We start from the raw sequence: 24059 nt of genomic DNA on the forward strand, positions 1-24059 counted from the left end.
GGTCAGGGGGTGGCGGGGCCGCGGGGCGCGCTGACGGTGGTGCGCGGCGGGCGCCGTTCGGAGGAGGTCCGGACGATCAGTTCGGTGGGTATCACCTGTTCGACCGGCCGGCCGGTGTCGAGGCCCTCGATCGCGTCGATGAGCAGCTGGACGACGGCGGTGCCGATGCGCCGGGGCTTGAGCGAGAGCGTGGTGATGGGCGGCTCGGTGGTCGCGTAGACGGTGGACTCGCTGCAGCAGACGAGCAGCAGGTCGTCCGGGACGCGCAGGCCGTAGCGGCGGGCGGCGGCGAGCAGGTCGGTGCCGTTGGGGTCGAACAGCCCGTACACCGCGTCCGGCCGGTCGGGCCGGGCCAGCAGCCGGTCGGCGGCCACGGCGCCCGCGCACGGGTCGTGCGCCGGGTACTCCTCGTAGACCGGGTCCTGGCCGACCCGCTCGCACCAGCGCAGGTAGGCGGTGGTGGAGAGCCGGGTGTAGGTGTCCGTGGTGGTGCCGGTGAGCAGGCCGATCCGGCGGGCCCCGGCGTCGGCCAGGTGGTCGAGGATGCCGAGCACGGCCGCCTCGTGGTCGTTGTCGACCCAGGCGGTCACCGGCAGGGAGCCCGCGGGGCGGCCGTCGGAGACCACGGGGATGCCCTGGCGGACCAGGTCGGAGACCACGGGGTCGTGGTCCGAGGGGTCCACCACGACCGTGCCGTCCAGGGCGACGTTGGACCACACGTCGTGCCGGGAGGTGGCGGGGAGGATGACCAGGGCGTAGCCGCGGGCGAGGGCGGCTGAGGTGGCGGCTCTGGCCATCTCGGCGAAGTAGGCGAACTCGGTGAAGGTGAAAGGTTCATCCCCGTAAGTGGTCACGGTCAGGCCGATCAGCCCCGACTTGCCGGTACGGAGGGTGCGGGCCGCCGCCGACGGGCGGTAGCCCAGCCGGTCGGCGACTTCGCGGACATGGCGGCGGGTCGCGTCCGGGAGCCGGCCCTTGCCGTTGAGCGCGTCGGAGACGGTCGTGATCGAGACGCCGGCGGCGGCGGCCACGTCCCGGATGCCCGCCCGTCCTTGCCGGCTGGCCCGGCGGGATGTCTCGGCCCGGCTCACCTGGTGCTTCCCTGCTGCTGTCATGGCGAGCCGATAGTAGGGCTCGGTTGGTCCTTTGGCAGGGCACGGTATTTGACTGTTGACAGGCACGTTTCTGCTCTGGCGATTTCCTTCAATGATCATGGAAACGCAGGCTGTTGAGCGCTTTTGTGGTGGGCTACTGGGCTGTGGCATATCCACGCCTCATGAATGGTCCAGGTCTCGTTGAGGTCTCAACTCACCTTCATGGGGGATGCGCGCCAGGGCGCCCGCCACGGCGCGTGACAGGCAGAGGAGCGCTCCGTCAGCTATGGACGCCGCCCGGGGCAATCCTCATAAGGTGTGCAGTATTCCGTCGGGATTCCCATCAGGGGTGTCCCGTCAGAGGTGGAGGAGGACCCGCGGTGACCGAGAAGACCCCGAAGCTGCGCGCCGCGCTCGAGGCCGTGCCGACCTATAAGCCGGGCAAGCCGGCGGCCCCCGGTGGCCCCGTCGCGTACAAGCTCTCCTCCAACGAGAACCCCTATCCGCCGCTTCCGGGAGTGCTGGAAAGCGCTGTCGAAGCCGCCTCCACGCTCAACCGCTACCCGGACATGGCCTGCACCGGGCTGATGGCCGAGCTCGCCGAGCGCTTCGGCGTGCCGCTGTCGCACCTGGCGACCGGCACCGGCTCGATTGGAGTGGCTCAGCAGTTGGTCCAGTCGACGGCAGGCCCCGGTGATGAGGTCATCTACGCCTGGCGCTCCTTCGAGGCGTACCCGATCATCACCCGGATCGCCGGGGCCACCCCGGTCGAGGTGCCGCTGACCGAGGACGCGGCGCACGACCTGGAGGCGATGCTCGCCGCGATCACCGAGCGGACCCGGCTGATCTTCGTCTGCAACCCCAACAACCCCACCGGTACGGTGGCGGGCCGGGCCGAGCTGGAGTCCTTCCTGGACCGGGTCCCCGGCGATGTGCTGATCGTCCTGGACGAGGCCTACATCGAGTTCATCAGGGACGAGAACGTCCCCAACGGCATCGACCTCTACCGGGACCGGCCGAACGTCTGTGTGCTGCGGACCTTCTCCAAGGCGTACGGACTCGCCGGGCTCCGCATCGGTTTCGCGATCGCGCACGAGCCGGTGGCGGCGGCGCTCCGCAAGACGGCGGTGCCGTTCGGCGTGAGCCAGGTGGCCCAGGACGCGGCCGTCGCCTCGCTGCGCAGCGAGGAGGCGCTGCGCGAGCGCGTGGACGCGCTGGTGGCCGAGCGGGCGCGGGTGGTCGAGGCGCTGGCCGGGCAGGGCTGGACGCTGCCGGTCTCGCAGGCCAACTTCGTCTGGCTGCCGCTGGGGGACCGGGCCCTGGACTTCGCCGCCGCGTGCGACCGGGCCGGTGTGGTCGTCCGGCCGTTCCAGGGTGACGGCGTGCGCGTGACGATCGGCGAGACCGAGGCGAACGACATCTTCCTGCGGGTGGCCGAGGAGTTCCGCAAGGAGCTGTAGCCACCGGCGGGTCCGCCCGCCCCTACGGAACCGGGGTACCCCACTTCGCGCTAGGGCCGAAGGGGGTACCCCCCTTGTTTGTCCGAAAAGCCGGTGCGCCATAATGCTTGTGAATGTGAACGCGTTCACAAGCGCGCCTTTATGTCCTGCTTTAACTGGGGCATACAAGGGCATAACGTCGGCGGCACGCGCTGCCGACGACGCAAGAGGCAAGGAGAGACCCCGGTGAATCTGGCTCTGGCTCCGGAAACACTCGCGCGGTGGCAGTTCGGCATCACGACCGTCTACCACTTCCTCTTCGTACCGCTCACGATCAGCCTTGCCGCGATCACGGCCGGCCTCCAGACGGCCTGGGTCCGTACGGACAAGGAGAAGTACTTCCATGCCACAAAGTTCTGGGGAAAGCTCTTCCTGATCAACATCGCGATGGGTGTGGTCACCGGGCTCGTCCAGGAGTTCCAGTTCGGGATGAACTGGTCGGACTACTCGCGCTTCGTCGGCGACGTCTTCGGGGCGCCGCTCGCGATGGAGGCGCTGCTGGCCTTCTTCTTCGAGTCCACCTTCATCGGCCTGTGGATCTTCGGCTGGGACAAGCTGCCCAAGAAGATCCACTGCGCGTGCATCTGGATCGTCGCCGTCGGCACGATCCTCTCCTCGTACTTCATCCTGGCCGCGAACTCCTGGATGCAGCACCCGGTCGGCTACAGCGTCGACAAGGCGACCGGCAAGGCCCAGCTCACCGACATCTGGGCCGTCCTCACGCAGAACACCACACTGGTCGTCGTCTTCCACACCCTCACCGCCGCCTTCCTCACCGGCGCCGCGTTCGTCGTCGGCGTGGCCTCCTTCCACCTGTGGCGCGCCAAGCGCAAGCAGCTCAAGGGCGAGGAACTCGGCGAGAAGCAGCGCAAGCAGCTCCCGGCGATGCTGACCTCGCTGCGCGTCGGCCTGGTGATCGCGGTGATCGCCGGGATGGGCACGGCGCTCAGCGGTGACTCGCTGGGCAAGGTGATGTTCGAGCAGCAGCCGATGAAGATGGCCGCCGCCGAGGCCCTGTGGGACACCCAGGCGCCCGCGCCCTTCTCGGTCTTCGCGGTCGGCGACGTCTCCAAGGGCCACAACAGCGTCGAGATAGAGATCCCCGGCCTGCTGTCCTTCCTCGCCCACAGCAACTTCTCCGACCCCGTCCCCGGCATCAACGACATCGCCGCGCAGGAAGCCGCGCGCTACGGCGGGCAGCCCGAGGACTACATCCCCAGCATCTTCATGACCTTCTGGGGCTTCCGCCTCATGATCGGCTTCGGGATGACCTCCTTCGTGGCCGCGCTCATCGGGCTGTGGACGACCCGCAGGAAGCTCTGGCTCGCACCCGAGTACCGGGTCGGGGAGGACGAGATCCCGCGGCTGATGCTCACGCGGACGCGCGAGATGAGCCCCTTCCTCACCAAGTGGTCCTGGCGCATCGGCATCCTCACCATGGGCTTCCCGCTGCTCGCCAACTCCTTCGGCTGGATCTTCACCGAGATGGGCCGCCAGCCCTGGGCCGTCTACGGACTGATGAAGACCGGCAACGCCGTCTCGCCGGGGGTGAGCCAGGGCGAGGTGATCACCTCGATGACCGTCTTCACCGCGCTCTACGCGGTCCTCGCCGTGGTCGAGGTCAAGCTGCTGGTGAAGTACGGCTCGGCCGGTCCCGACACGGACGAGAAGCCGCCGGCGAAGGACCCCCGGCTGCGGATGCCGGGCGGTGACCGGGGCACGGAGCTGCCCGAGGACGCCGACAAGCCGATGACCTTCGCGTACTGACGCGTCGACGACGCACTGATGACGGACTGACGCGTGACCTTCGCGTACTGACGCGCGCGGTGGAACGGAGAACCCGACCATGCACCTCCACGACTTCTGGTTCCTGCTGATCGCCGTCCTGTGGACCGGCTACTTCTTCCTCGAAGGCTTCGACTTCGGCATCGGCGTCCTCACCAAGACGCTGGCCAAGGACCGCACCGAACGCCGGGTGCTGATCAATACGATCGGCCCCGTCTGGGACGGCAACGAGGTCTGGCTGATCACCGCGGCCGGCGCGACCTTCGCCGCCTTCCCCGACTGGTACGCCACCCTCTTCAGCGGCTTCTACCTGCCGCTGCTGGCCGTGCTCGTCTGCCTGATCGTGCGCGGCGTCGCCTTCGAGTACCGCCACAAGCGCAACGAGGAGCGCTGGCAGCGCAACTGGGAGAACGCGATCTTCTGGTGCTCGCTGCTGCCCGCCTTCCTCTGGGGCGTCGCCTTCGCCAACATCGTGCGCGGGGTGCCGATCGGCCCGGACAAGAACTACACCGGTGACGTGCTCGACCTGCTGAGCCCGTACGCCCTGCTGGGCGGCCTGTTCACACTGGTGCTGTTCACCTTCCACGGGGCGGTCTTCGCCGCGCTCAAGACCGTCGGCGACATCCGGGACCGGGCCCGGGCCCACGCGGCCCGCTACGGCCTGGCCGCCGCGGCGCTCGCCGCGGCCTTCCTGGCCTGGACGCAGGCCGAGTCCGGCAACGGCCGCAGCCTGCCCGCGGCGGTCGTCGCGGTGGTGGCGCTGCTCGCGGCCCTGGCCCTCAACCGGGCGGGCCGGGAGGGCTGGGCGTTCGCCCTCTCCGGGGTCACGGTCGTGGCCGTCTTCGCGATGGTCTTCCTCGCGCTCTTCCCGGACGTCATGCCCTCCTCGTCCGACCCGGCGTGGAGCCTGACCGTGAGCGGCGCCGCCTCCAGCCCGTACACACTGAAGATCATGACGTGGATCGCGGGCTTCATGACCCCCGTGATCGTGGGCTACCAGGCATGGACGTACTGGGTGTTCCGCAAGCGGATCGGCACCCAGCACATCCCGGCCGCGCACTGAGACGGGGCGTGTCGTGAAGCCCGTCGACCCCCGGCTGTTGCGGCACGCCGCCGCGACCCGCTTCTTCCTGGCCGCCTCGGTCGTGCTCGGGCTGGCCGGGGCGGGCCTGGTCATCGCCCAGGCGATGCTCGTCGCCGAGGTGGTGACCGGGGCCTTCCAGCACGGTCTCACCGCCCATGACCTGGGCCGGTCCCTGGCGCTGCTGGCCGCCGTCGCCCTCGGCCGGGCGGCGGTGGCCTGGCTCACCGAACTGGCCGCGCACCGCGCGAGCGCGGCGGTCAAGTCCGCCCTGCGGACCCGGCTGCTCGAACACGCGACCAGGCTCGGCCCCGGCACCCGGAACACCGGCGAGCTGACCACCCTCGCCACGCGCGGAATCGACGCGCTGGACGGCTACTTCGCCCGCTACCTCCCCCAGTTGGGTCTCGCGGCCGTGGTGCCCGTGGCCGTCCTCGCCCGGATCGTCTCCGCCGACTGGGTGTCGGCGCTCGTCATCGTCCTCACGCTTCCCCTCATCCCCCTCTTCATGGCCCTGATCGGCTGGGCCACCCAGGGCCGGATGGACAAGCAGTGGCGGCTGCTGTCCCGGCTGTCCGGCCACTTCCTGGACGTCGTCGCGGGGCTGCCCACGCTCAAGGTGTTCGGCCGGGCCAAGGCGCAGGCCGAATCCATCCGCGCGATCACCGCCGACTACCGGCGGGCCACCCTGCGCACCCTGCGGCTCGCCTTCCTCTCCTCCTTCGCGCTGGAACTGCTGTCCACCCTGTCGGTCGCGCTCGTCGCGGTCGGCATCGGCATGCGGCTCGTCCACGGCGAACTCGACCTCTACACCGGGCTGATGGTGCTGGTCCTGGCCCCGGAGGCCTATCTGCCGCTGCGGCAGGTGGGCGCGCAGTACCACGCGGCGGCGGAGGGGCTGGCGGCCGCGGACGAGGTCTTCGCGGTGCTGGAGACCGAGCCGGCGCCCGCCGGCACCCTCCCGGCCCCCGACGCCCGGGACGCGGCGCTCACCGTGGATCGGCTCGTGGTGCGGCACGCGGGGCGGGGCACGCCCTCGCTGGCCGAGACCTCGTTCGAGGTCCGGCCCGGGGAGACGGTCGCGGTGACCGGGCCCAGCGGAGTCGGCAAGACGACGCTGCTGAACGTGCTGCTCGGCCTCGAACGGCCCACGAGCGGGCGGGTGTTCGTCGGTGACGCGGATCTTGCATCGCTCTCCCCCGAAAGCTGGCGGGACCAGGTGGCCTGGGTCCCGCAACGACCCCATCTCTTCGCCGGGACGATCGCCGAGAACCTCCGGCTGGCCCGGCCCGTCGCCACGGACGCGCAGGTGCGGGACGCACTGCGCGCGGCCGGGGCGCTCGAGTTCGTCTCCATGTTGCCGCAGGGCACTGACACTCGCCTCGGCGAGGACGGAAGCGGGCTCTCCGCCGGACAGCGGCAACGGCTCGCGCTGGCCCGGGCGTTCCTGGCCGACCGGCCGGTACTGCTGCTCGACGAGCCGACGGCCGCGCTGGACGGGGAGACCGAGGCGGCGGTGGTCGAGGCGGTACGACGACTGGCCGCCGGCCGCACCGTCGTCCTGGTCGTACACCGCCCGGCGCTGCTGGCGGTGGCGGACCGGGTGGTGCGACTGGAGGCACCGCAGGCCGAGCCGGGGGAGGCGGCGGGCAGCGGGCCCGTACGCCCGGAACCCGGTTACGGACCTGTGGAACCCACCGAGGTCGGGACGGTTCCGGGTATTGGGCGGGCGAGTGGGCATGACCCCGCGCGCAGCGCGGGGGTTCTGACCCGCGTCCGGGCGTCCGGGCGCCCGTATCGGGGCCGCTTCGCCCTCGCCACGCTGCTGGGCGCCCTGGCCCTCGGCAGTGCCGTAGGCCTGATGGCCGTCTCCGGATGGCTGATCTCCCGCGCCTCCGAGCAACCCCCCGTGCTGTACCTGATGGTGGCCGTCACGGCGACGCGGGCCTTCGGCATCGGCCGTTCCGTCTTCCGCTACGCCGAACGGCTGGTCTCCCACGACGCCGCCCTGCGCGTGCTCGCCGAGCTGCGCGTGTCGGTCTACCGGCGGCTGGAGCGGCTGGCCCCGGCGGGGCTGCGGGACACCCGGCGCGGTGACCTGCTCTCCCGGCTGGTCGCCGATGTGGACGCGTTGCAGGACTACTTCCTGCGCTGGCTGCTGCCGCTCGGCGCGGCCGTGCTCGTCGGTGCCCTGTCGGTCGGGTTCACCGCGTGGCTGCTGCCGGAGGCCGGCGTGGCGCTGGCGGTGGGGCTGCTCGTCGCCGGGCCGGTCGCGGCCGCGCTGTCCGGGGCGGTCGCCCGGCGCGCGGAGCGCCGACTCGCGCCCGCGCGCGGGGAGTTGTCCACGCATGTGGTCGAGGTGCTGAACGGCACCGCCGAGCTGACGGTCGCCGGTGCCCTGCCCGGCCGGCTGGAGCGGCTGCGGGGCGCCGACGCCGCGCTCACCCGGATCGCCCGGCGGGCCTCCGCGGCGACCGCCCTCGGCGCCGGACTGTCGGCCCTGGCCTGCGGGCTGACCGTGGCCGTCTCGGCCTGGGCGGGGGTGAACGCCGTCCACGAGGGCCGGCTGGGCGGGGTGTGGCTGGCCGTGGTGGTGCTCACCCCGCTGGCCGCGTTCGAGGCGGTCGCGGGGCTGCCGCTCGCGGTGCAGTACCGCCAGCGCGTCCGGCGTTCGGCGGAGCGGGTGTACGAGGTGCTGGACGCGCCCGTGCCCGTACGGGACGGGTCGGGGCCGGCGCCGGAGTCGCCGTTCCCGCTGCGCGTGACGGGGCTGACGGCGCGCCATCCGGGACAGTCCGTCCCGGCCCTGGACGGCTTCGCGCTGGAGCTCACGGCGGGCCGCCGGGTCGCCGTGGTGGGGGAGTCCGGTTCGGGCAAGACCACGCTCGCGCGGGTGCTGCTGCGCTTCCTGGACGCGGAGGCCGGCTCGTACACCCTCGGTGGGCGGGACGCGGCGGGGACGGACGGGGACGCGGTACGGAGGCTGGTGGGCATGTGCGAGCAGGACGCCCACATCTTCGACAGCTCGGTCCGCGAGAACCTGCGGCTCGCGCGGCCCGGCGCGGACGACGGGGAGCTCCGTGAGGCGCTGCGGGCGGCGCGGCTCCTGGAGTGGGTGGAGGGCCTTCCCCAGGGGCTGGACACGCTGGTGGGCGAGCACGGCGCGCGGATGTCCGGAGGCCAGCGGCAGCGGCTGGCCCTGGCCCGGGCCCTGCTGGCGGACTTCCCGGTCCTGGTGCTGGACGAGCCCGCCGAGCACCTCGACCTGGCGACCGCCGACGCCCTGACGGCCGATCTGCTGACGGCGACGGAGGGCCGTACGACGGTACTGATCACGCACCGGCTCGCGGGGTTGGCGGCCGTTGACGAGATAGTCGTGCTGGAGCGGGGGCGCGTGGTGCAGCGGGGGGCGTACGAAGAGCTCGCGGCGGCGCCCGGGCCGTTCCGCCGGGCGCTGGCACGGGAAGCGGCGGCGGACACCAGCCTCATGACGCTTTCCCCGGCAAATGGCGCTTATTAGGCTCGGCCCCATGGCAGCGACGGCGCACCCTTCCGACCCGCAGGACCGGGACCCGCGGGACGGTGTGCCCGACCGGGGGCCGATGGACTCCCTGGACGTCGCCACGGAGGCCACCCGCAGCCTCCAGGGGCTGTCCACGGAGCTCACCGGGCGCGTTCCGCAACTGCTGGAGGCCATGCGCTCGGTCGGCACCGGCATGGAGCTCCACACCACGCTCGACCGCATCTGCCGCACCGCCGCCGAGCTCGCCGACGCGCGGTACGCCGCCATCGGCGTGCTCGACGCCGGTGGCGAGGGGATGTCGGACTTCGTCACCTACGGCGTCGCCGAGGACGAGTACGAGCGCGTCGCGGCCTTTCCCGACGGCCGGCACGCCCTGGGCGTGCCGATCCGGGTCGGGGGCGAGATCTTCGGCAACCTCTACCTCACCGAGAAGCGCGACGGCGGCGAGTTCGGCGTCGCCGACCTGCACATGGTGAAGATCCTCGCGACCGAGGCGGGCATCGCGATCGGCAACGCGCGCGTGCACGAGGAACGCGGGCAGCGCATGCGCTGGATCGACGGTTCGGTCGCGGTGACTACGGCCCTGCTGTCGGGCAGCGACGCCGAGGACGCGCTCGCGGTCGTCGCCGAACAGGCGCGCAGACTCGCGGACTCGTCCGCCGGCATCGTGCTGCTGCCGGACGGCGAGGGCGGGCTGGAGATGGTCGTCGTGTCCGCCGAGGACCCCGCCGGTCTCCTGGGGACGGTGATACCGCCGCACAGCCCGGTCGTCTCCCAGCTCCTCGCCGGGGAACCGGTGTTCGTCGACGACTCGGCCACCGACCCGCGCATGATCACGGAGGTCGCCCCGCGGTTCGGCCCGAGCATGCTGCTGCCGCTCAAGAGCGGCGACCGGGTGCTCGGCACGCTCGCCATCCCCCGGCGGCGCGGCGCCCGCAAGTACACGGCCACCGAACGCGTCCTGGCCACCCAGTTCGCCGCGCAGGCCGCCCTCGCGCTCGTCCTGGCCGAGGCCCAGCGCGACCGTGAGCGGCTGGCCGTCTACGAGGACCGCGACCGGATCGCCCGCGATCTGCACGACCTGGTCATCCAGCGGCTGTTCGCCACCGGGCTGCTGCTGGAGGGCGCCCAGCGGCTCGCCGCCGAGTCCGAGGTGCGCGAGAAGGTCGGGCAGGCGGTCGACGAGCTGGATGTGACCATCCAGGAGATCCGCACGGCCATCTTCGCGTTGCAGCAGGAGCCCACGGAGGCGCCCGCGGGGCTGCGGACGCGCGTGCTGCGCGAGCTGGGCACGGCGGCCGTGCCGCTCGGCTTCCAGCCCTCCGCGAACTTCGTCGGCCCGGTCGACGCGAAGGTCGGCGAGCTCACCGGCAAGAACCTCATCGCCGCGCTGCGGGAGGCGCTCTCCAACGCCTTCCGGCACGCCCAGGCGTCCCGCATCGAGGTGCTGGTGGACGCCACGATCACCTTGCCGGACGGCCGGGAAGGGGTCCGGCTGGCCGTCTCCGACGACGGGGTGGGCATCCCGGAGGGCGGCCGCCGCAGCGGGCTGCGCAACCTCGCCAAGCGCGCCGAGTCGCTGGGCGGGTCCAGCTCCTACGGGCCGGGCCTGGGCGAGGACGGGGGCGGCACGCGGGTGGTGTGGGAGGCGCCCCTGTAGGCCCCGCCTGCGGCCCTGTGGGTGTCTAAGTTCCTCCGAACGGTCTTCCGCGAGCGCGCCCGCGCGGTACGCCAGTGAAGATCGCGAACATGCTGCTGTGTTCATATCGCACATGTCGCACCAGCCGTTCGAGGCGTTCGGGCGGTTCGCGCGGGCGGGCGCACAAGGGCGTGGCGCTGTGCGCGCTCTGCGCGCTGACCCTCCCGCTCTTCGCCGCCGAGCCGTCGTCCGCCGTCCACACTCCCGAGCGGCTGGTGCGCGTCGGGACGGAGGTGGTCCGGCTGGCCCGCGAGGCCGGGCGGCTCCGGCAGCGCTACGAGCTCCGGATGCGCGCGGCGGAGGACCAGCGGGCGCGGGGCGAGTGGCTCACCCGGCAGTGGGCGGGCCAGCGGTTCGCCACCGTCGCCCTGCGCCGGGACGCGGGGGCCGTGGCCCGGGCGCAGTACCGGACCGGCGGCTTCACCGCCCCGGGCAGCGCCGCGCTCTCCGACGCGCCCCTGGAGCTGCTGGAGCTTCAGTTCCAGGAGACCGACCGGCGGGAGAGGCTCGCGCGGATACTCATCGAGGCCGACGGCAGGAGCCGCTCGCTGGCGGCGGACCGGCTGTCGACGACGACCTCCCTGCAGGCGCTCAGCGAGGACGCCACCCGGCTGCGGGTGGAGAAGGCCGCCTTGGAGGAGCGGCTGGCGAAGGCGCGGGGCGAGCTGAACACCATGGCGGACATGGCCATCCGCAGCGGACGCTGCACGCCGGTCGACCTCGACGGGCTCCAGAGCGAGCAGGAGGACGCCCAGGACGCCGCCAACCGGCCACCGGAGGTCTCCCGGAGCGGCTGGACGCGCCCCCTGGTGTCCTACGAGCTCACGGCCGGTTTCGGCGGCACCGGCGCCCACTGGGCCAACGGGCACACCGGGCAGGACTTCGCCGTCCCCACCGGCACCCCCGTCCGGGCGGTGGGCGGCGGGACGGTGGTCGCCACCGGATGCGGCGGCTCGTTCGGGATCAGCGTGGTCATCCGGCACGAGGGCGGCTGGTACTCGCAGTACGCGCACCTGTCGGCGCCGCTCATGACCCCGGGACGGCAGGTCCGCGCGGGCGAGTGGATCGGGCTGTCCGGGACCACGGGGAACTCCACGGGGCCGCATCTGCACTTCGAGGTCCGGACGACGGCGAACTTCGGTTCGGCCGTCGACCCGGTGCGGTGGCTGCGGGCGCGCGGGGTCGAACTGTAGGCCGCGGTCTGTAAGCCGCTGTCCGAGGTTCAAACCCTCCGTCCGTGCGATCCGCCGTTCCGGGGCCGGAACCACGTGCCGGCGGCTACGGCAGGCCGTGGAGGATCTGCTCGATGACCGCCGCCACGCCGTCCTCGGTGTTGGCGGCCGTGCGGAGCGTGGTCGTGGCCAGCACCTCGGGGTGGGCGTTGGCCATGGCGTAGGCGGTGCCCGCCCAGCCGAGCATCTCCAGGTCGTTCGGCATGTCACCGAACGCCACGACCTCCTCGGGGGATATGCCGCGCTCCGCACAGCACTGGGCCAGCGTGCTGGCCTTGCTCACGCCGGGGCCGCTGATCTCCAGCAGGGCCGTCGGGCTGGAGCGGGTGAACACACCGTGCTCGCCGGCCACGGTCCGGGCCAGCTCCAGGAACTCGTCCGGGCCCAGCTCGGGGTGGAAGGCGAGCAGCTTGACGACGGGGCCGTGGCCGTCGCCGCCCATCAGCAGTTCCTCCGCCGGGGCGATCGACGCGCACGGGTCGGTCTGGAAGGGCGGATAGTGCGGCTCGTAGTGGATGCCCGAGGTGCGCTCGACCGCGAACGAGGCACCGGGGGCGGCGGCGCGCACCGCGCGGACGATCGCGAGGGCGGCGTCGGACTCCAGCGGGCGGACCTTGACGAACCGGCCCCCTCCGTGAAGATCGACGACCGCCGCGCCGTTGGCGCAGATCGCCAGGCCGTGACCGTGCACATGGTCCCGGACGACGTCCATCCAGCGTGCCGGGCGCCCGGTGACGAAGAAGACCTCGATGCCCGCCTCCTCGGCGGCCGCCAGGGCCGCCACCGTGCGATCGGAGACCGTCTTGTCGTCCCGCAGCAAGGTGCCGTCCAGGTCGGTGGCGATCAGCCGGGGCGTGGCGGCGGTCCGGCGCGTGGCCGGGGTCTCGGGCTGCTCGGTAGCGGAAGTCACGTTTCTCATTCTCGGGCACGTGCCGCGGACATGCGTACAAGCGTGCGCACGAGGCACGGTCTTGAGCCGGGCGCAGCGGGCGGGTCTCCCCCGCGACCCGGTTGTCGCACCCAGCGCCTACGCTCGGTGTCATGCGACTGAGCACCGTGATCCTTCCCGACCGCCGCTGGTCCGAGGGCGGCCGTGAGTCCTGGCAGCGCGCCGAGGAACTGGGCTTCCACACGGCGTACACCTACGACCACCTGTCGTGGCGGACCTTCCGCGACGGACCGTGGTTCGGCGCGATACCGACGCTGACGGCGGCGGCCGGCGTCACGTCCAGGATGCGGCTGGGCACTCTCGTCACCTCCCCCAACTTCCGGCACCCGGTCACGCTCGCCAAGGAGCTCATCTCCCTGGACGACATCTCGGGCGGGCGGATCACCCTGGGCATCGGCGCGGGCGGCTCCGGCTTCGACGCCACGGCGCTGCTGCGGGACGGGCAGGCGCCGTGGACGCCGCGCGAGCGCGCCGACCGCTTCGCCGAGTTCGTGCCGCTGCTGGACCGGCTGCTCACCGAGGACGTGGTCACCGCCGAGGGCGAGCACTACTCGGCGCACGAGGTCCGCAACATCCCCGGGTGTGTGCAGCGTCCCCGGCTGCCCTTCGCGGTCGCCGGGACCGGCCCGCGCGGGATGCGGCTCGCCGCGCGCCACGGCCAGGCCTGGGTGACCACGGGCGACCCGAAGATCTACGAGACGGGCACCCCGGAGCAGTCCCGGGCGGCCATCGCCGGGCAGATCGAGCGCCTCGGCGCGATCTGCGCCGAGGCCGGGCGGGACGTCGCCGAGCTGCCCAAGGTGATGCTCACCGGTTTCACCCCCGACCGGCCGCTGGACTCCTTCGACGCCTTCGTCGACTTCGCGGGTTCGCACGCGGAGCTGGGCATCGACGAGATCGTGGTGCACTGGCCGATCGCCGATTCGATCTTCGCGGCGGACGTCACCGTCTTCGAGAAGATCGCGACGGAGGGCCTCGCACAGCTCTCCTGACCGGGGAGCCCGTCCCGGGCGGGTGGAGAGCCCGCCCCCGGCGCGGTGGAGAGGGAGAATCGGGTCAGAGGCACCTACTGAGGGGCATGCTCCACTACGGGGGCATGCTCGCGGAGCCTTGGAGGTCTGCCGTGCAAGGGACCCGATTCGCCCCCGACCGGGGGCTGACCACCCGCATGGTCGGCACGATGTTCCTCATCGGGCTGCTCTACGTGGTCTTCGTGGGTGTGCTGGTGGCGCTGCTGCGCGGCGCCTGGCCGTTCGTCCTGGTCCTCGCGGGCGGCCTGTTCGTCGCCCAGTTCTGGTTCAGCGACCGGATCGCCGCCTTTGGCATGGGCGCCCGGGAGGTCTCCCCGCAGGAGGCACCCGAGCTGCACGGCGCCGTTGACCGGCTCTGCGCGCTCGCCGACATGCCCAAGCCGCGCGTGGCGATAGCGGACAGCGACGTGCCCAACGCCTTCGCCACCGGACGCGATCAGCGCAACGCCCTGGTCTGTGCGACGACGGGGCTGCTGCGGCGGCTGGAGCCGGAGGAACTGGAGGGCGTCCTGGCCCATGAGCTCTCCCATGTCGCGCACCGCGACGTGGCCGTGATGACCATCGCGTCCTTCCTGGGCGTCCTGGCCGGAATCGTCACCCGGATCGGGCTGTGGGGCGGTCTGCGCCGGGTGGGCGGCCGGGACGCCAACACGGCTCTGATCATGGTGCTCGTCCCGCTGGTCAGCGCCGTCGTCTACGCGATCAGCTTCCTGCTCACCCGGATGCTGTCGCGCTACCGCGAGCTCTCCGCCGACCGGGCGGGCGCCCTGCTCACGGGCCGGCCCTCGGCGCTGGCGTCCGCGCTGACCAAGGTCACCGGGCAGATGGCCCGCATTCCGACGCGCGATCTGCGGCAGGCCGAGCCCTTCAACGCCTTCTACTTCGCGCCCGCTCTCAGCAGGGACAGCCTGAGCCGGCTGCTGTCCTCGCACCCGACGCTGGAACAGCGGCTGGACCAGCTGGGGCGGATCTCGGCCCAGCTCGGCCGCCCGTGACATGTGACCGGGACGCACCGGCCGGGACGTGTGACCGACCGACGTGGAGGGAGACGTCGCCCGTGGGCTTCCTGGATGTGATTCTCGGCCGCAGCAAGCCGGTCCGCCCCGATCTCGACCAGCTGTTCGCCCTGCCCTCCGCCGCCGTGACGCTGCGGGCCGGCGCCGGGTTCGCCCCGACCGGACTGGGCTCGGTGTGCTTCGCGAGTGTGGAAGGAGGGGCGTTCGACCGGATCCGGCGGGACGTCGGCGAACTGCTGGACGCCGACGCCGAACGGGGCGGCGAGCCCGTGGAGTTCAGCCGGGACTCCTACGGATACACCTGGCTGCTGGCGCGACGTCCCGAGGACGACACGGCCGCCCTGGTCAACGACCTGCACGCGGTGAACACCCTGCTCCAGGAAGGTGATTTCGGCCCCCAGCTGCTCTGCTCGCTGATGGGCTTCCGCGATGAGGGGCGGCGCCCGCTCGCCCTCGTCTACCTCTACAAGCGGGGCACCTTCTACCCCTTCGCGCCGGTGGCCGGCGGGAGCGGGGCCGGCGCGGCGGGCAAGCGGGACAGCGAGCTGGAACTACAGGTCAGGGCACTGCTGGCCGACGATCTCCGGGTCGAGGAGGACCTGGGGCGCTGGTTCCCGGTCTGGGGCGCCCCCGGGCTCTGAGCCCGTCAGGCGCTGCCCGGAACGGGCCTCGACCTGCGCCGCGGCCCAGCGGGCCCACTCCTCGTACATGGCGGTGAAGCGCAGGCCGTACTCCAGGGCGAGGCGGCCGTTGGCCGACAGCGGGCCGTCGTCCCACTCGACGGACTTCTCCAGCCGCTCCAGGGCCTCGTGGCGGCCGGCGGCCCGCTCGGCCTCGGTGGAGAGGTAGGTGAAGGCTTCCAGCGGGGTGAGCTGGTCGAGGAAGAAGACCCGCAGCATCGCCTCGCTGCGCCGCATCCGCTCCGGCTGGGTCTCGGTGAGCCAGCGGTGCAGCTCGGCGAGGCCTTCGTCGGTGATGGCGTACTCCTTGCGACCGCGCGGGCCCTCCGCCGCCACCTCGAGGAGCCCGCTCTTCGCCAGCTTGCCCAGCTCGCCGTAGACCTGGCTCTGGGTGGCCGGCCACACGTTGGAGAGCGAGGTCTCGAAGCGCCTCATCAGGTCGTATCCGCTGGCGGGGCGGTCGGACAGCAGACCCAGCAGCGCGTGTCTCAGGCTCATGGCCCCAGCCTACATTCCACTCTTGACACGTCAAGGCAGGACCTTCTAGCTTTGACATGTCGAAGTTGGAATGTCGGTCGACGGGGCCGACGCACGGGTGGGCCGGCCAAAGGTCTGGCCGGATCGTCTGAGGGAGATCTCCATGAACTATCTGCGCGGCTTCACCCCCTGGATCGCCTTCGCGGCCGTCTCCCCCCTCGGCTGGCAGTGGGGGGCGGTCACCGCTCTGGCGGTGGCCGTGGCGCTGCTGGTGACGGCGCGCCGGGCGGGCGCCTCGGCCGACTCGCTGATCCTCGAGGGCAGCACGGCCGTCTTCTTCGTCGCCCTCGCGCCCGTGGCCTTCTCCCTTCCGCACAGCGCCCTGCGGAATTACGGCGGCGCCCTCTCACTGGGCTGGCTCGCCGTGACCGCGTGGGCGACCCTGGCCGTCGGGCGCCCCTTCACCACGGGCATAGCCAAGCGCCAGACCCCGCCGGAGGTGTGGCACACCGCGGTCTTCCGCCGGATCAATGTGGTGATCACCGCCGTCTGGGCGGCGGCGTTCACACTGACCGCCGCCGCGCTGACCGCCGTGTACGCCGCGGGCCTCGGCTCCGGTGTGTCCATCCCGCTCCAGGTCGCGGGGTTCGCGCTGCCCGCGCTGTTCACCGCCCGCTATCCCGAGCGGGTCCGGGCCCGGATGGCCCCGCGCGGCGCCGCCTGACATGAAGGGAGCCCGGACGCGCCCCAAGAGCGGGTCCGGGCCGACGGCGAGAACCCCGGAGAGAACGCCCGACGAGAGCCTTGAGGAGACCGCACGATGACGACCGCACCTGCCCATCTCGCCGGCAACTTCGCGCCGGTGACCGAGGAATTCACTGCCTACGACCTTCCGGTCACCGGGGCGATCCCGCCCGAGCTCAGCGGCTGGTACCTGCGCAACGGCCCCAATCCCCACGACGCCGCGTCCGGCCACTGGTTCCTCGGCGACGGCATGGTCCACGGGGTGCGCCTGGAAGGCGGAAAGGCCACCTCCTACCGCAATCGCTGGGTCCGCACCTCGACCTTCACGCACGGCGCCGCCCTCCGGGACGCGGAGGGCAATGCCGATCTCACCGCCGGGCGGGCCAACACCCATGTGGTGCGCCACGCGGGCCGCACCCTCGCCCTGATCGAGTCGTCCTTCCCGTACGAGCTGGACCTGCGGAAAGGGCATGAGCTGGACACGGTCGGGTCCCATGACTTCGGCGGCCGACTGGCCACGCCGATGACCGCGCACCCCAAGACCTGCCCCGACACCGGGGAGCTGCACTTCTTTGGATATGGCGGCCGCGAGGCGCCCTATCTGACCTATCACCGCGCCGACTCGGACGGTGAGTTGACGATCAGCAGAGCCGTCGACGTACCGGCGCACACGATGATGCACGACTTCCATCTCACCGCCTCCCATGTCGTCTTCATGGACCTGCCGGTGGTGTTCGACGAGGAACGGGCGAGAGCCTGCCAGGGCATGCCCTACGCATGGCGGCCGGACCACGGCGCCCGGCTGGGTGTGCTCCGCCGGGACGATCCGTACGGCGCGGTCCGCTGGCTGCCGATCGAGCCCTGCTATGTCTTCCACGCGCTCAACGCGTACGACGAGAGCGACGCCGACGGCGAACGGATCGTGCTCCACGTCATCCGGTACCCGCGGCTCTTCGCCGACGAGCGCGGCGGACCGCCCCGGCCCGCGCTGTGGCGCTGGACCGCCGATCTGACCCGGGGCACGGTCAGGGAGGAGCAACTGGACGACCAGCCCTGCGAGTTCCCCCGGATCGACGACCGGCTGACCGGGCGCCTCGCCCGGTACGGCCATGTGACCGTCGGCGAGACCCCGGGGGCGGGCCGGGCCGCCGGTGAGCTGCTCCGCTACGACCTGCGCACCGGATCCGTCGCCCGGCACACCTTCGGGCCCGGGCGCTTCCCGGCGGAGGCGGCCTTCGCGCCCGCGGACGACCGCCCGGGCGGTCCGGGCTGGCTGCTGACCTTTGTGTACGACGCCGCCACGGACCGGAGCGACCTGGTGATACTCGACGCCGGCGATCTCGCCGCGCCACCCGTCGCCGCGATACATCTGCCCCGGCGAGTGCCGTACGGCTTCCACGGCAACTGGCTCGCCGACCGCTGAGAGCTCAGGGCCCGGGCTCCCTCGGGCCTCCTCGGCCCTCAGGGGCGGGGGAGGAGCCCGTTCATGACGCGGGCCTGTACCTCCCGCTCGGCGGCGGCGGTGATGAAGGCCGCGACGTTCCCGGCCCCGACCAGCGCGCGGACGGCCCGCACGGTCGTGGCGGGCAGCGTCACCTGCTCGGCGGCGGGCGGTGCCGGCCGTTGCGGGGCGGCCGTGGGGGCGGCGTGTTCGGTACCGCCCGGGCCGCCGTCCTGGGGGTCGGCGTCCGGGGCCCACGCGTCCAGGTGCTGATGAAGGTGGCGGGTGGCCAAGGCCCGCATGGCGCGGGCCAGTTCGGCGTCGACGGCCTGCTGGGCCAGGGGGCGCAGTCGGCGGACGAGGGAGGCGGCCTCGATGGCCGCCTCGTCGGTGGGGGGACGGTCGAGGAACTGCTGGAAGACATGTTCGGTGGTGAAGTCGAGGAAACGGGAGGCGATGTGTTCGACCTGAGTACGCAGTTCACGCAGATGCCCCGAGATGGCGGGCAGGGGGACGCCGGCCGCGTGGAGCTCGACGGCGACGGCCAGCTCCCGGGGGCTGGGCACCAGGAATTCCCCGGGCGAGGAGGGCAGCGGGACCAGGACGCCGAGGGCGACGGCGTCCGCGACGGCCTCGTCGTCCCTGGTCCCGCCGAAGCGCTCGTCCAGGTCGGCCCGGGTGATCCGGCCGGGTTCCTCGTCCGACCACGGGCCGTCGATCTCGGCGACCAGCCCGAGCACCCCGCCCAGACCGCGGCCGCTGTCCCAGGCGTCCAGCAGTTCCTTGATGCTGGCGAGGGTGTAGCCGCGGTCGAGGAGCCCGCCGATCTGGCGGAGCCGGGCCAGGTGGGTGTCCCGGTAGACGTTGGCCCGGCCGCGCCGCTCGGGTTTGGGCAGCAGCCCGCGGTCCTGGTAGGCGCGGATGGTGCGGACGGTCGTTCCGCTGCGGTGGGCCAGGTCCTCGATCCGGTACTCCGCTTCCGGCACAGGGGTGCTCCTTACAGAAGGCCGCCCTCGGGGGACGGCTTACGAGAGGGCCGCCCGGCCCACCGCGCCCGCCGCGGCGCGGGCCGCGGGCGAGGTCGCCAGGTAGTCGAGGGCCTTGCGCAGCGACCCTTCCTGGGAGGGGTGGTACGAGCGCCGCGCGTAGCGGGGAACGGCCGAGCCCAGCTCCCGCCAGGTGGGCAGCAGACCCTTGGCGACGGCCCGGTTGTGCTCGCGCAGCGTGTAGCGCAGCCGGCCCGCGAGCCAGGGGTCGTGGCGGATCAGATAGCCCGAGCCCCAGCCCCAGAGGTAGAAGAGCACCGGCGCGGTGATCGCCATGCCGAGCAGCCGGCGGGCGTAGCGCGTGGGGTCCGGGCCGCCGCAGTGCTGGTACATGTCGAAGGCCACGGACCGGTGTTCGACCTCTTCGGCGCCGTGCCAGCGCAGCAGGTCCAGCATCACGGGGTCCGGTTCGGCCTCGTCGAGGGAGTCGGCCCGGAGGACCCAGTCGCCGAGCACCGCGGTGAACTGCTCGGTGGCGGCGATCACGGAGAGCCGGAAGCGCAGCCACTCCCGCTCGGAGATCCGCAGGCCGAACGGGGGACGGTCGCCGAGCAGGACGTCGAACAGGAAGTCGACGTGCTTGGTGTACGGGCCGGTGTCCAGCCCCTGTTCGGCGAGGTGCCGCAGCACATAGGAGTGCTGGACGCTGTGGGTGGATTCCTGCCCCATGAAGCCCTTCACGTCCTTGAGCAGCGCCTCGTCGCTCACCAGGGGCAGGGCTTCCTTGAAGACCTTGACGAACCACCGCTCACCGGCGGGCAGCAGGAGGTGGAGGACGTTGATGACATGGGTGGCCGTGGGCTCGTCCGGGATCCAGTGCAGGGGCGTGTCCCGCCAGTCGAACGACACACGCCGAGGGGCTATTCGGTACCGGTCTCTCATGAAGGCGCTCCTCCGGAACGGGAGATCACTCTCGGTGGGGGCGGGGATCGCACGTCGCGGGGATCCGCCCGGATCGGGGGTCCGCTCACAGGGGCGGGTCGACACGGGCGATACGGCGGCTCAGGCGAGGTGCGAAGCGGGAGATCAGGCGCACGCCGTGGGCCTCGGGGGCCACGGGCACCACGGCCCGGTCCTCGGCCACGGCCCGGAGGATCGCCGCGGCGACCTTCTCCGGCGGGTAGTTGCGCTTGCCGTAGAGGCGGGCGGTCTTCTCCTGGAGGCGTCGCTGTTCCTCTTCCGGGACGCCCGCGAAGCCCGCGCTCGCCGCTATGGCGGTGTTGACGATGCCGGGGCAGATCGCGCTGACCCCGATGCCCTGTCCGGCCAGCTCGGCCCGCAGGCATTCGCTGAGCATCAGCACGCCCGCCTTGGACGTGGCGTAGGCGGCGAGGGCCTTCGTCGGCTGGAAGGCGGCCGACGAGGCGGTGTTGACGATATGGCCGCCCTGCCCGCGCTCGGCCATCTGCCTGCCGAAGGTGCGGCAGCCGTGGATGACGCCCCACAGGTTGACGTCGAGGACCTTGCGCCAGTCCTCGGTGGAGGTGTCCATGAAGGAGCCGGAGAAGCCGATGCCGGCATTGTTGACCAGCACGTCCACCACGCCGTACTCGGCGGCGACCTTGGCGGCCAGTTTCTCCATGGCCTGCTCGTCCGAGACGTCGCAGCATTCGGCCCACGCGTCCCGGGCCCCGGTCAGCCGGGCCAGCTCGGCGGTGCGGACCGCGCCCTCCGCGTCCCGGTCGACCGCGACGACGCGTGCCCCGGCCTCCGCGAAGGCGAACGCGGTGGCCCGCCCGATGCCGCTCGCCGCCCCCGTGATCAGCACCAGCCGCCCGCCGAACCGGTCGGCGTACGGGCCCTTGCCCGTGGGCACCCGGGCGGGCAGGCCCTCCTGGTGGGCGGTCTCCTGGACGGTGGCGAACTCGCCGATCCAGGCGGCGAGTTGATCGGGGCGGGTGCGGGGGACCCAGTGTCCTGCGGTCAGGGTGCGCCGCACCAGCCGGGGGGCCCAGCGCTCCAGGTCGTCGTAGAGGCGCTCGGAGAGATAGGGGTCGCCGGTCGGGGTGATCAGCTGGACGGGCACATGCGCGTGGGCGTCCGTGCGGGGCCGGCGCAGCCTGGCCCGTACGTTGTCGCGGTAGAGCCAGGCGCCGTGGGCGGCGTCGTCCGGGAGGGAGGCCGTCGGGTAGCCGGCCGGGGCCTGCGGCGGCAGGGTCTCCAGCCGCTCCAGCATCCTGGGCCAGCGCTTGCCGAGGGGGCCGCGCCAGGCCGCCTCCGGCAGGACGGGGGTGTGGAGGGCGTAGACGTACCAGGAGCGGGCCCCCTGGCCGAGGAGTTGGAGCGCACGGCACGGGGTGGGCCGGGCGGCCCGTTCCTTGAGCCAGTGCCCGAAGTGGTCCAGGGACGGTCCCGAGACGGAGGTGAAGGAGGCGACACGGCCCTCGGTGCGCTCGACGGTGACGAACTCCCAGCCCTGCACCGATCCCCAGTCGTGGCCGACCAGGTGCACGGGCGCGTCGGGGCTCACGGCGTCCACGACGGCCAGGAAGTCGTCGGTGAGCTTCTCCAGCGTGAAGCCGCCGCGCAGCGGTCGTGGCGCGGTGGAGCGGCCGTGGCCCCGCACGTCGTAGAGCACTACATGGAAGCGGTCGCGCAGCCGCCGGGCGACCTCGGACCAGACCTCCTTGCTGTCGGGGTAGCCGTGCAGCAGCACCACCGTGGGGTCGGTGGGGTCGCCGAGCTCCAGGACGCACAGCTCGATCCCGCCCGTGGTGATCCGGCGCTCCCGGGCGCCCTCGCTCTCCAGGCTCATACGGCCGTCCTCTCCTCCTGCCGGCGCCGCACATGCGGCAGATCGTCGTCCAGCCAGAACGCGCTCTCCTCGGGGTCCCGTGAGTCGGTGACCACCAGGAGTTCCTCGAACTTCACCCCCGTGCCCCGGAAGCCCAGGTGGGGTTCGACCGCCCACAGCCCCGGCCGTGGCGGGTGGTCGGAGCGGCGGTGGGGGCTCCACAGCGGCGACCAGCCCTCCCGGTGTCCGCGCAGGGCGTCGGAGGCGAGGCCCTTGAGGGCCTGGGTGCCGAAGCCGAACAGACGCGGGGACCAGCGGCGCTCCCGCAGCCGGTCCACCTTGTGCGCGATCACTCCGAAGGGATAGGCGCGATGCCGGTTGACGTAGCCCTGGCGCGCCATGAGGCGCTCCACGTCCTCGTATATCTCCCGCAGCGGGCGGCGCTCGCGCACCTCGCGGAGGATCAGCTCGCGATGGACGGCGAGATCGGTGAGCAGCCGGTCGTGCAGGGGGTTCGCGCCCAGGCAGCCGGCATAGCCGACGTCCGCCGTGAAGCCGCCGTACACCGGCGCCAGATCGAGGATGAACGGCATCCCCGGCTCCAGCCGCCGCCCGGTGGGAAAGAACTCCAGGGGCACCCGGAAGCCCGTGAAGGCCGTCCGGTCGCCGAACCAGGCGAAGGGCAGGTGGAACCAGTCGCGGACGCCCCGCTCGCGCAGCCACTCCCGCTGCATCCGGGCCGCCTCGCGCTCGGTCACCCCCGGGACGAGCCGCGCGGCGACCGCCTCCGCGCAGTCGTACGCGAGCCGCTGCGTCTCCCGGAATCCGCGCAGCTCCGCGGTGCTCACCGAGCTCGTCATGCCGACCGCCACCCTCCGACCAGTTCCGTCTGCCGGTATCCGAAGTGCGAAGCCATATACGAAAGTTGCCAGTGATGAATGTGACAATGACCGGCGGCTGCGTCAAGGGATCCGGCGGATCCGGCGGCTCCGGGGCCCCCTCCGCCCGTACGGACACGTCAGACCCGAGGACTACGGACAACCAGCCGTCTGGTCTGACGACTGCCGCGATTTTCGCTACTACGGTCGAAGGCGTGACTGTGATCGCTACCGAAAGCCTCAGCAAGCGGTACCCCCGGGTGACCGCTCTGGACCGGCTCACCGTCGACATCAATCCGGGAGTCACCGGTCTGGTGGGTGCCAACGGGGCCGGCAAGTCCACGCTGATCAAGATCCTGCTGGGTCTCTCGCCCGCCACCGAGGGGAGCGCCCGCGTGCTCGGCCTGGACGTGGCCACCCAGGGTGCCCGGATCCGCGAGCGGGTCGGCTACATGCCGGAGCACGACTGCCTGCCGCCCGATGTGTCGGCGACCGAGTTCGTCGTCCACATGGCGCGGATGTCGGGCCTGCCGCCCACCGCCGCCCGTGAGCGGACCGCGGACACCCTGCGCCACGTCGGGCTGTACGAGGAGCGGTACCGCCCCATGGGCGGTTACTCCACCGGTATGAAGCAGCGGGTCAAGCTCGCCCAGGCGCTGGTCCACGATCCCAAGCTGGTGCTGCTGGACGAGCCGACCAACGGTCTCGACCCGGTCGGCCGGGACGAGATGCTGGGCCTGATCCGCCGCGTCCACACCGACTTCGGCATCTCGGTCCTGGTCACCTCGCATCTCCTCGGCGAACTGGAGCGCACCTGCGACCACGTCGTCGTCATCGACGGCGGCACTCTGCTGCGCTCCTCGTCCACGGACGAGTTCACCCAGGCCACGGGCTCCCTCGCGGTGGAGGTCACCGACACCGACGCCTGCCCCGACGGCACCGGCGCGCTGCTGGCGGCCCTCGCCGGGGCGGGGCTGACGACCCGGCCCGCGGGCCGGGCGGCCGACGGTTCGCCCATGTCCGGCCGGGTGCTGCTCGTCGATGTCGTCGACGAGGGAACGTACGACATCGTCCGGGATGCCGTCGCCGGTCTCGGCCTCGGCCTGGTCCGCATGGAGCAGCGCCGCCACCGCATCGCGGAGCTCTTCCG

19 protein-coding genes are annotated in these 24059 nt (G+C 72.3%); 12 read left to right on the plus strand and 7 right to left on the minus strand.

Annotated elements, in window-relative coordinates; translation table 11 throughout:
- Nucleotides 1–2 precede the first annotated feature (2 nt).
- Complete coding sequence (locus K6I33_RS10520; protein WP_229350225.1) at nucleotides 3–1115, minus strand: LacI family DNA-binding transcriptional regulator; 1113 nt, start codon at nucleotides 1113–1115, stop codon at nucleotides 3–5.
- Nucleotides 1116–1474: 359 nt separating this feature from the next.
- On the opposite strand from K6I33_RS10520, the gene hisC reads away from it, so the two are divergent.
- The 6 genes from hisC to K6I33_RS36295 all read left to right on the plus strand — a co-directional run bounded on the left by hisC (nucleotide 1475) and on the right by K6I33_RS36295 (nucleotide 11874).
- Nucleotides 1475–2554, plus strand: coding sequence for a histidinol-phosphate transaminase (gene hisC, locus K6I33_RS10525; RefSeq protein ID WP_229350227.1), 1080 nt, complete (start codon nucleotides 1475–1477; stop codon nucleotides 2552–2554).
- Nucleotides 2555–2779: 225 nt separating this feature from the next.
- Nucleotides 2780–4360: a cytochrome ubiquinol oxidase subunit I gene (locus K6I33_RS10530; RefSeq protein ID WP_229350229.1), complete on the plus strand. Its 1581-nt coding sequence runs from the start codon at nucleotides 2780–2782 to the stop codon at nucleotides 4358–4360.
- A gap of 79 nt (nucleotides 4361–4439) precedes the next feature.
- Entirely contained in the window at nucleotides 4440–5441 is a 1002-nt protein-coding gene (gene cydB / locus K6I33_RS10535) for a cytochrome d ubiquinol oxidase subunit II (RefSeq protein ID WP_229350231.1), read from the plus strand.
- Nucleotides 5442–5454: 13 nt separating this feature from the next.
- Entirely contained in the window at nucleotides 5455–8979 is a 3525-nt protein-coding gene (cydD, locus tag K6I33_RS10540) for a thiol reductant ABC exporter subunit CydD (protein WP_229350233.1), read from the plus strand.
- An 82-nt stretch (nucleotides 8980–9061) separates the two neighbouring features.
- Nucleotides 9062–10642: a GAF domain-containing protein gene (locus K6I33_RS10545; protein WP_229350261.1), complete on the plus strand. Its 1581-nt coding sequence runs from the start codon at nucleotides 9062–9064 to the stop codon at nucleotides 10640–10642.
- Between the two features lie 74 nt (nucleotides 10643–10716).
- The gene (locus tag K6I33_RS36295; RefSeq protein WP_229350235.1) at nucleotides 10717–11874 is read left to right on the plus strand and encodes a M23 family metallopeptidase; all 1158 of its coding nucleotides are present in this window, start codon (nucleotides 10717–10719) and stop codon (nucleotides 11872–11874) included.
- An 85-nt stretch (nucleotides 11875–11959) separates the two neighbouring features.
- Here K6I33_RS36295 and K6I33_RS10555 read toward each other — a convergent pair whose 3' ends face one another.
- Nucleotides 11960–12832, minus strand: a complete 873-nt coding sequence (locus K6I33_RS10555; RefSeq protein ID WP_229350237.1) for an HAD family hydrolase — start codon at nucleotides 12830–12832, stop codon at nucleotides 11960–11962.
- 122 nt (nucleotides 12833–12954) lie between these two features.
- Between K6I33_RS10555 and K6I33_RS10560 the strand changes: the two genes are divergently transcribed.
- The 3 genes from K6I33_RS10560 (at nucleotide 12955) to K6I33_RS10570 (ending at nucleotide 15550) form a co-directional block, all read left to right on the plus strand.
- Nucleotides 12955–13854 carry an LLM class flavin-dependent oxidoreductase gene (locus K6I33_RS10560; RefSeq protein WP_229350239.1) on the plus strand — a complete coding sequence of 300 codons (900 nt, stop codon included), beginning with the start codon at nucleotides 12955–12957 and terminating at the stop codon, nucleotides 13852–13854.
- Nucleotides 13855–13985: 131 nt separating this feature from the next.
- Entirely contained in the window at nucleotides 13986–14888 is a 903-nt protein-coding gene (gene htpX / locus K6I33_RS10565; RefSeq protein ID WP_229350241.1) for a zinc metalloprotease HtpX, read from the plus strand.
- A gap of 62 nt (nucleotides 14889–14950) precedes the next feature.
- Complete coding sequence (locus K6I33_RS10570; protein WP_229350243.1) at nucleotides 14951–15550, plus strand: hypothetical protein; 600 nt, start codon at nucleotides 14951–14953, stop codon at nucleotides 15548–15550.
- Here K6I33_RS10570 and K6I33_RS10575 read toward each other — a convergent pair.
- Nucleotides 15461–16087, minus strand: coding sequence for a PadR family transcriptional regulator (locus tag K6I33_RS10575; protein ID WP_229350245.1), 627 nt, complete (start codon nucleotides 16085–16087; stop codon nucleotides 15461–15463). The two genes, K6I33_RS10570 and K6I33_RS10575, sit on opposite strands and share 90 nt — an antisense overlap.
- A 142-nt stretch (nucleotides 16088–16229) precedes the next feature.
- Here K6I33_RS10575 and K6I33_RS10580 point away from each other — a divergent pair, with 142 nt between their 5' ends.
- Together K6I33_RS10580 and K6I33_RS10585 are read left to right on the plus strand one after the other, a co-directional pair.
- The gene (locus tag K6I33_RS10580; protein WP_229350247.1) at nucleotides 16230–16790 is read left to right on the plus strand and encodes a hypothetical protein; all 561 of its coding nucleotides are present in this window, start codon (nucleotides 16230–16232) and stop codon (nucleotides 16788–16790) included.
- A gap of 96 nt (nucleotides 16791–16886) precedes the next feature.
- Nucleotides 16887–18233: a carotenoid oxygenase family protein gene (locus tag K6I33_RS10585; RefSeq protein ID WP_229350249.1), complete on the plus strand. Its 1347-nt coding sequence runs from the start codon at nucleotides 16887–16889 to the stop codon at nucleotides 18231–18233.
- 38 nt (nucleotides 18234–18271) lie between these two features.
- Here K6I33_RS10585 and K6I33_RS10590 read toward each other — a convergent pair whose 3' ends face one another.
- The 4 genes from K6I33_RS10590 to K6I33_RS10605 all read right to left on the minus strand — a co-directional run bounded on the left by K6I33_RS10590 (nucleotide 18272) and on the right by K6I33_RS10605 (nucleotide 22891).
- Entirely contained in the window at nucleotides 18272–19237 is a 966-nt protein-coding gene (locus K6I33_RS10590; RefSeq protein ID WP_229350251.1) for a MerR family transcriptional regulator, read from the minus strand.
- A 39-nt stretch (nucleotides 19238–19276) separates the two neighbouring features.
- Nucleotides 19277–20179, minus strand: coding sequence for a metal-dependent hydrolase (locus K6I33_RS10595; RefSeq protein WP_229350253.1), 903 nt, complete (start codon nucleotides 20177–20179; stop codon nucleotides 19277–19279).
- Nucleotides 20180–20264: 85 nt separating this feature from the next.
- Nucleotides 20265–22052, minus strand: coding sequence for an SDR family oxidoreductase (locus tag K6I33_RS10600; RefSeq protein ID WP_229350255.1), 1788 nt, complete (start codon nucleotides 22050–22052; stop codon nucleotides 20265–20267).
- On the minus strand, nucleotides 22049–22891 hold the full coding sequence (locus tag K6I33_RS10605) for a M24 family metallopeptidase (protein ID WP_229350257.1): 843 nt from the start codon (nucleotides 22889–22891) through the stop codon (nucleotides 22049–22051). The genes K6I33_RS10600 and K6I33_RS10605 overlap by 4 nt, the downstream gene beginning before the upstream one ends.
- Nucleotides 22892–23124: 233 nt before the next feature.
- On the opposite strand from K6I33_RS10605, the gene K6I33_RS10610 reads away from it, so the two are divergent.
- A partial coding sequence (locus K6I33_RS10610; protein ID WP_229350259.1) for an ABC transporter ATP-binding protein occupies nucleotides 23125–24059 on the plus strand: 935 nt, incomplete at its 3' end.

The sequence above is a fragment of the Streptomyces sp. UNOB3_S3 genome, assembly GCF_020740895.1.
In the GTDB taxonomy this organism is placed as follows: domain Bacteria; phylum Actinomycetota; class Actinomycetes; order Streptomycetales; family Streptomycetaceae; genus Streptomyces.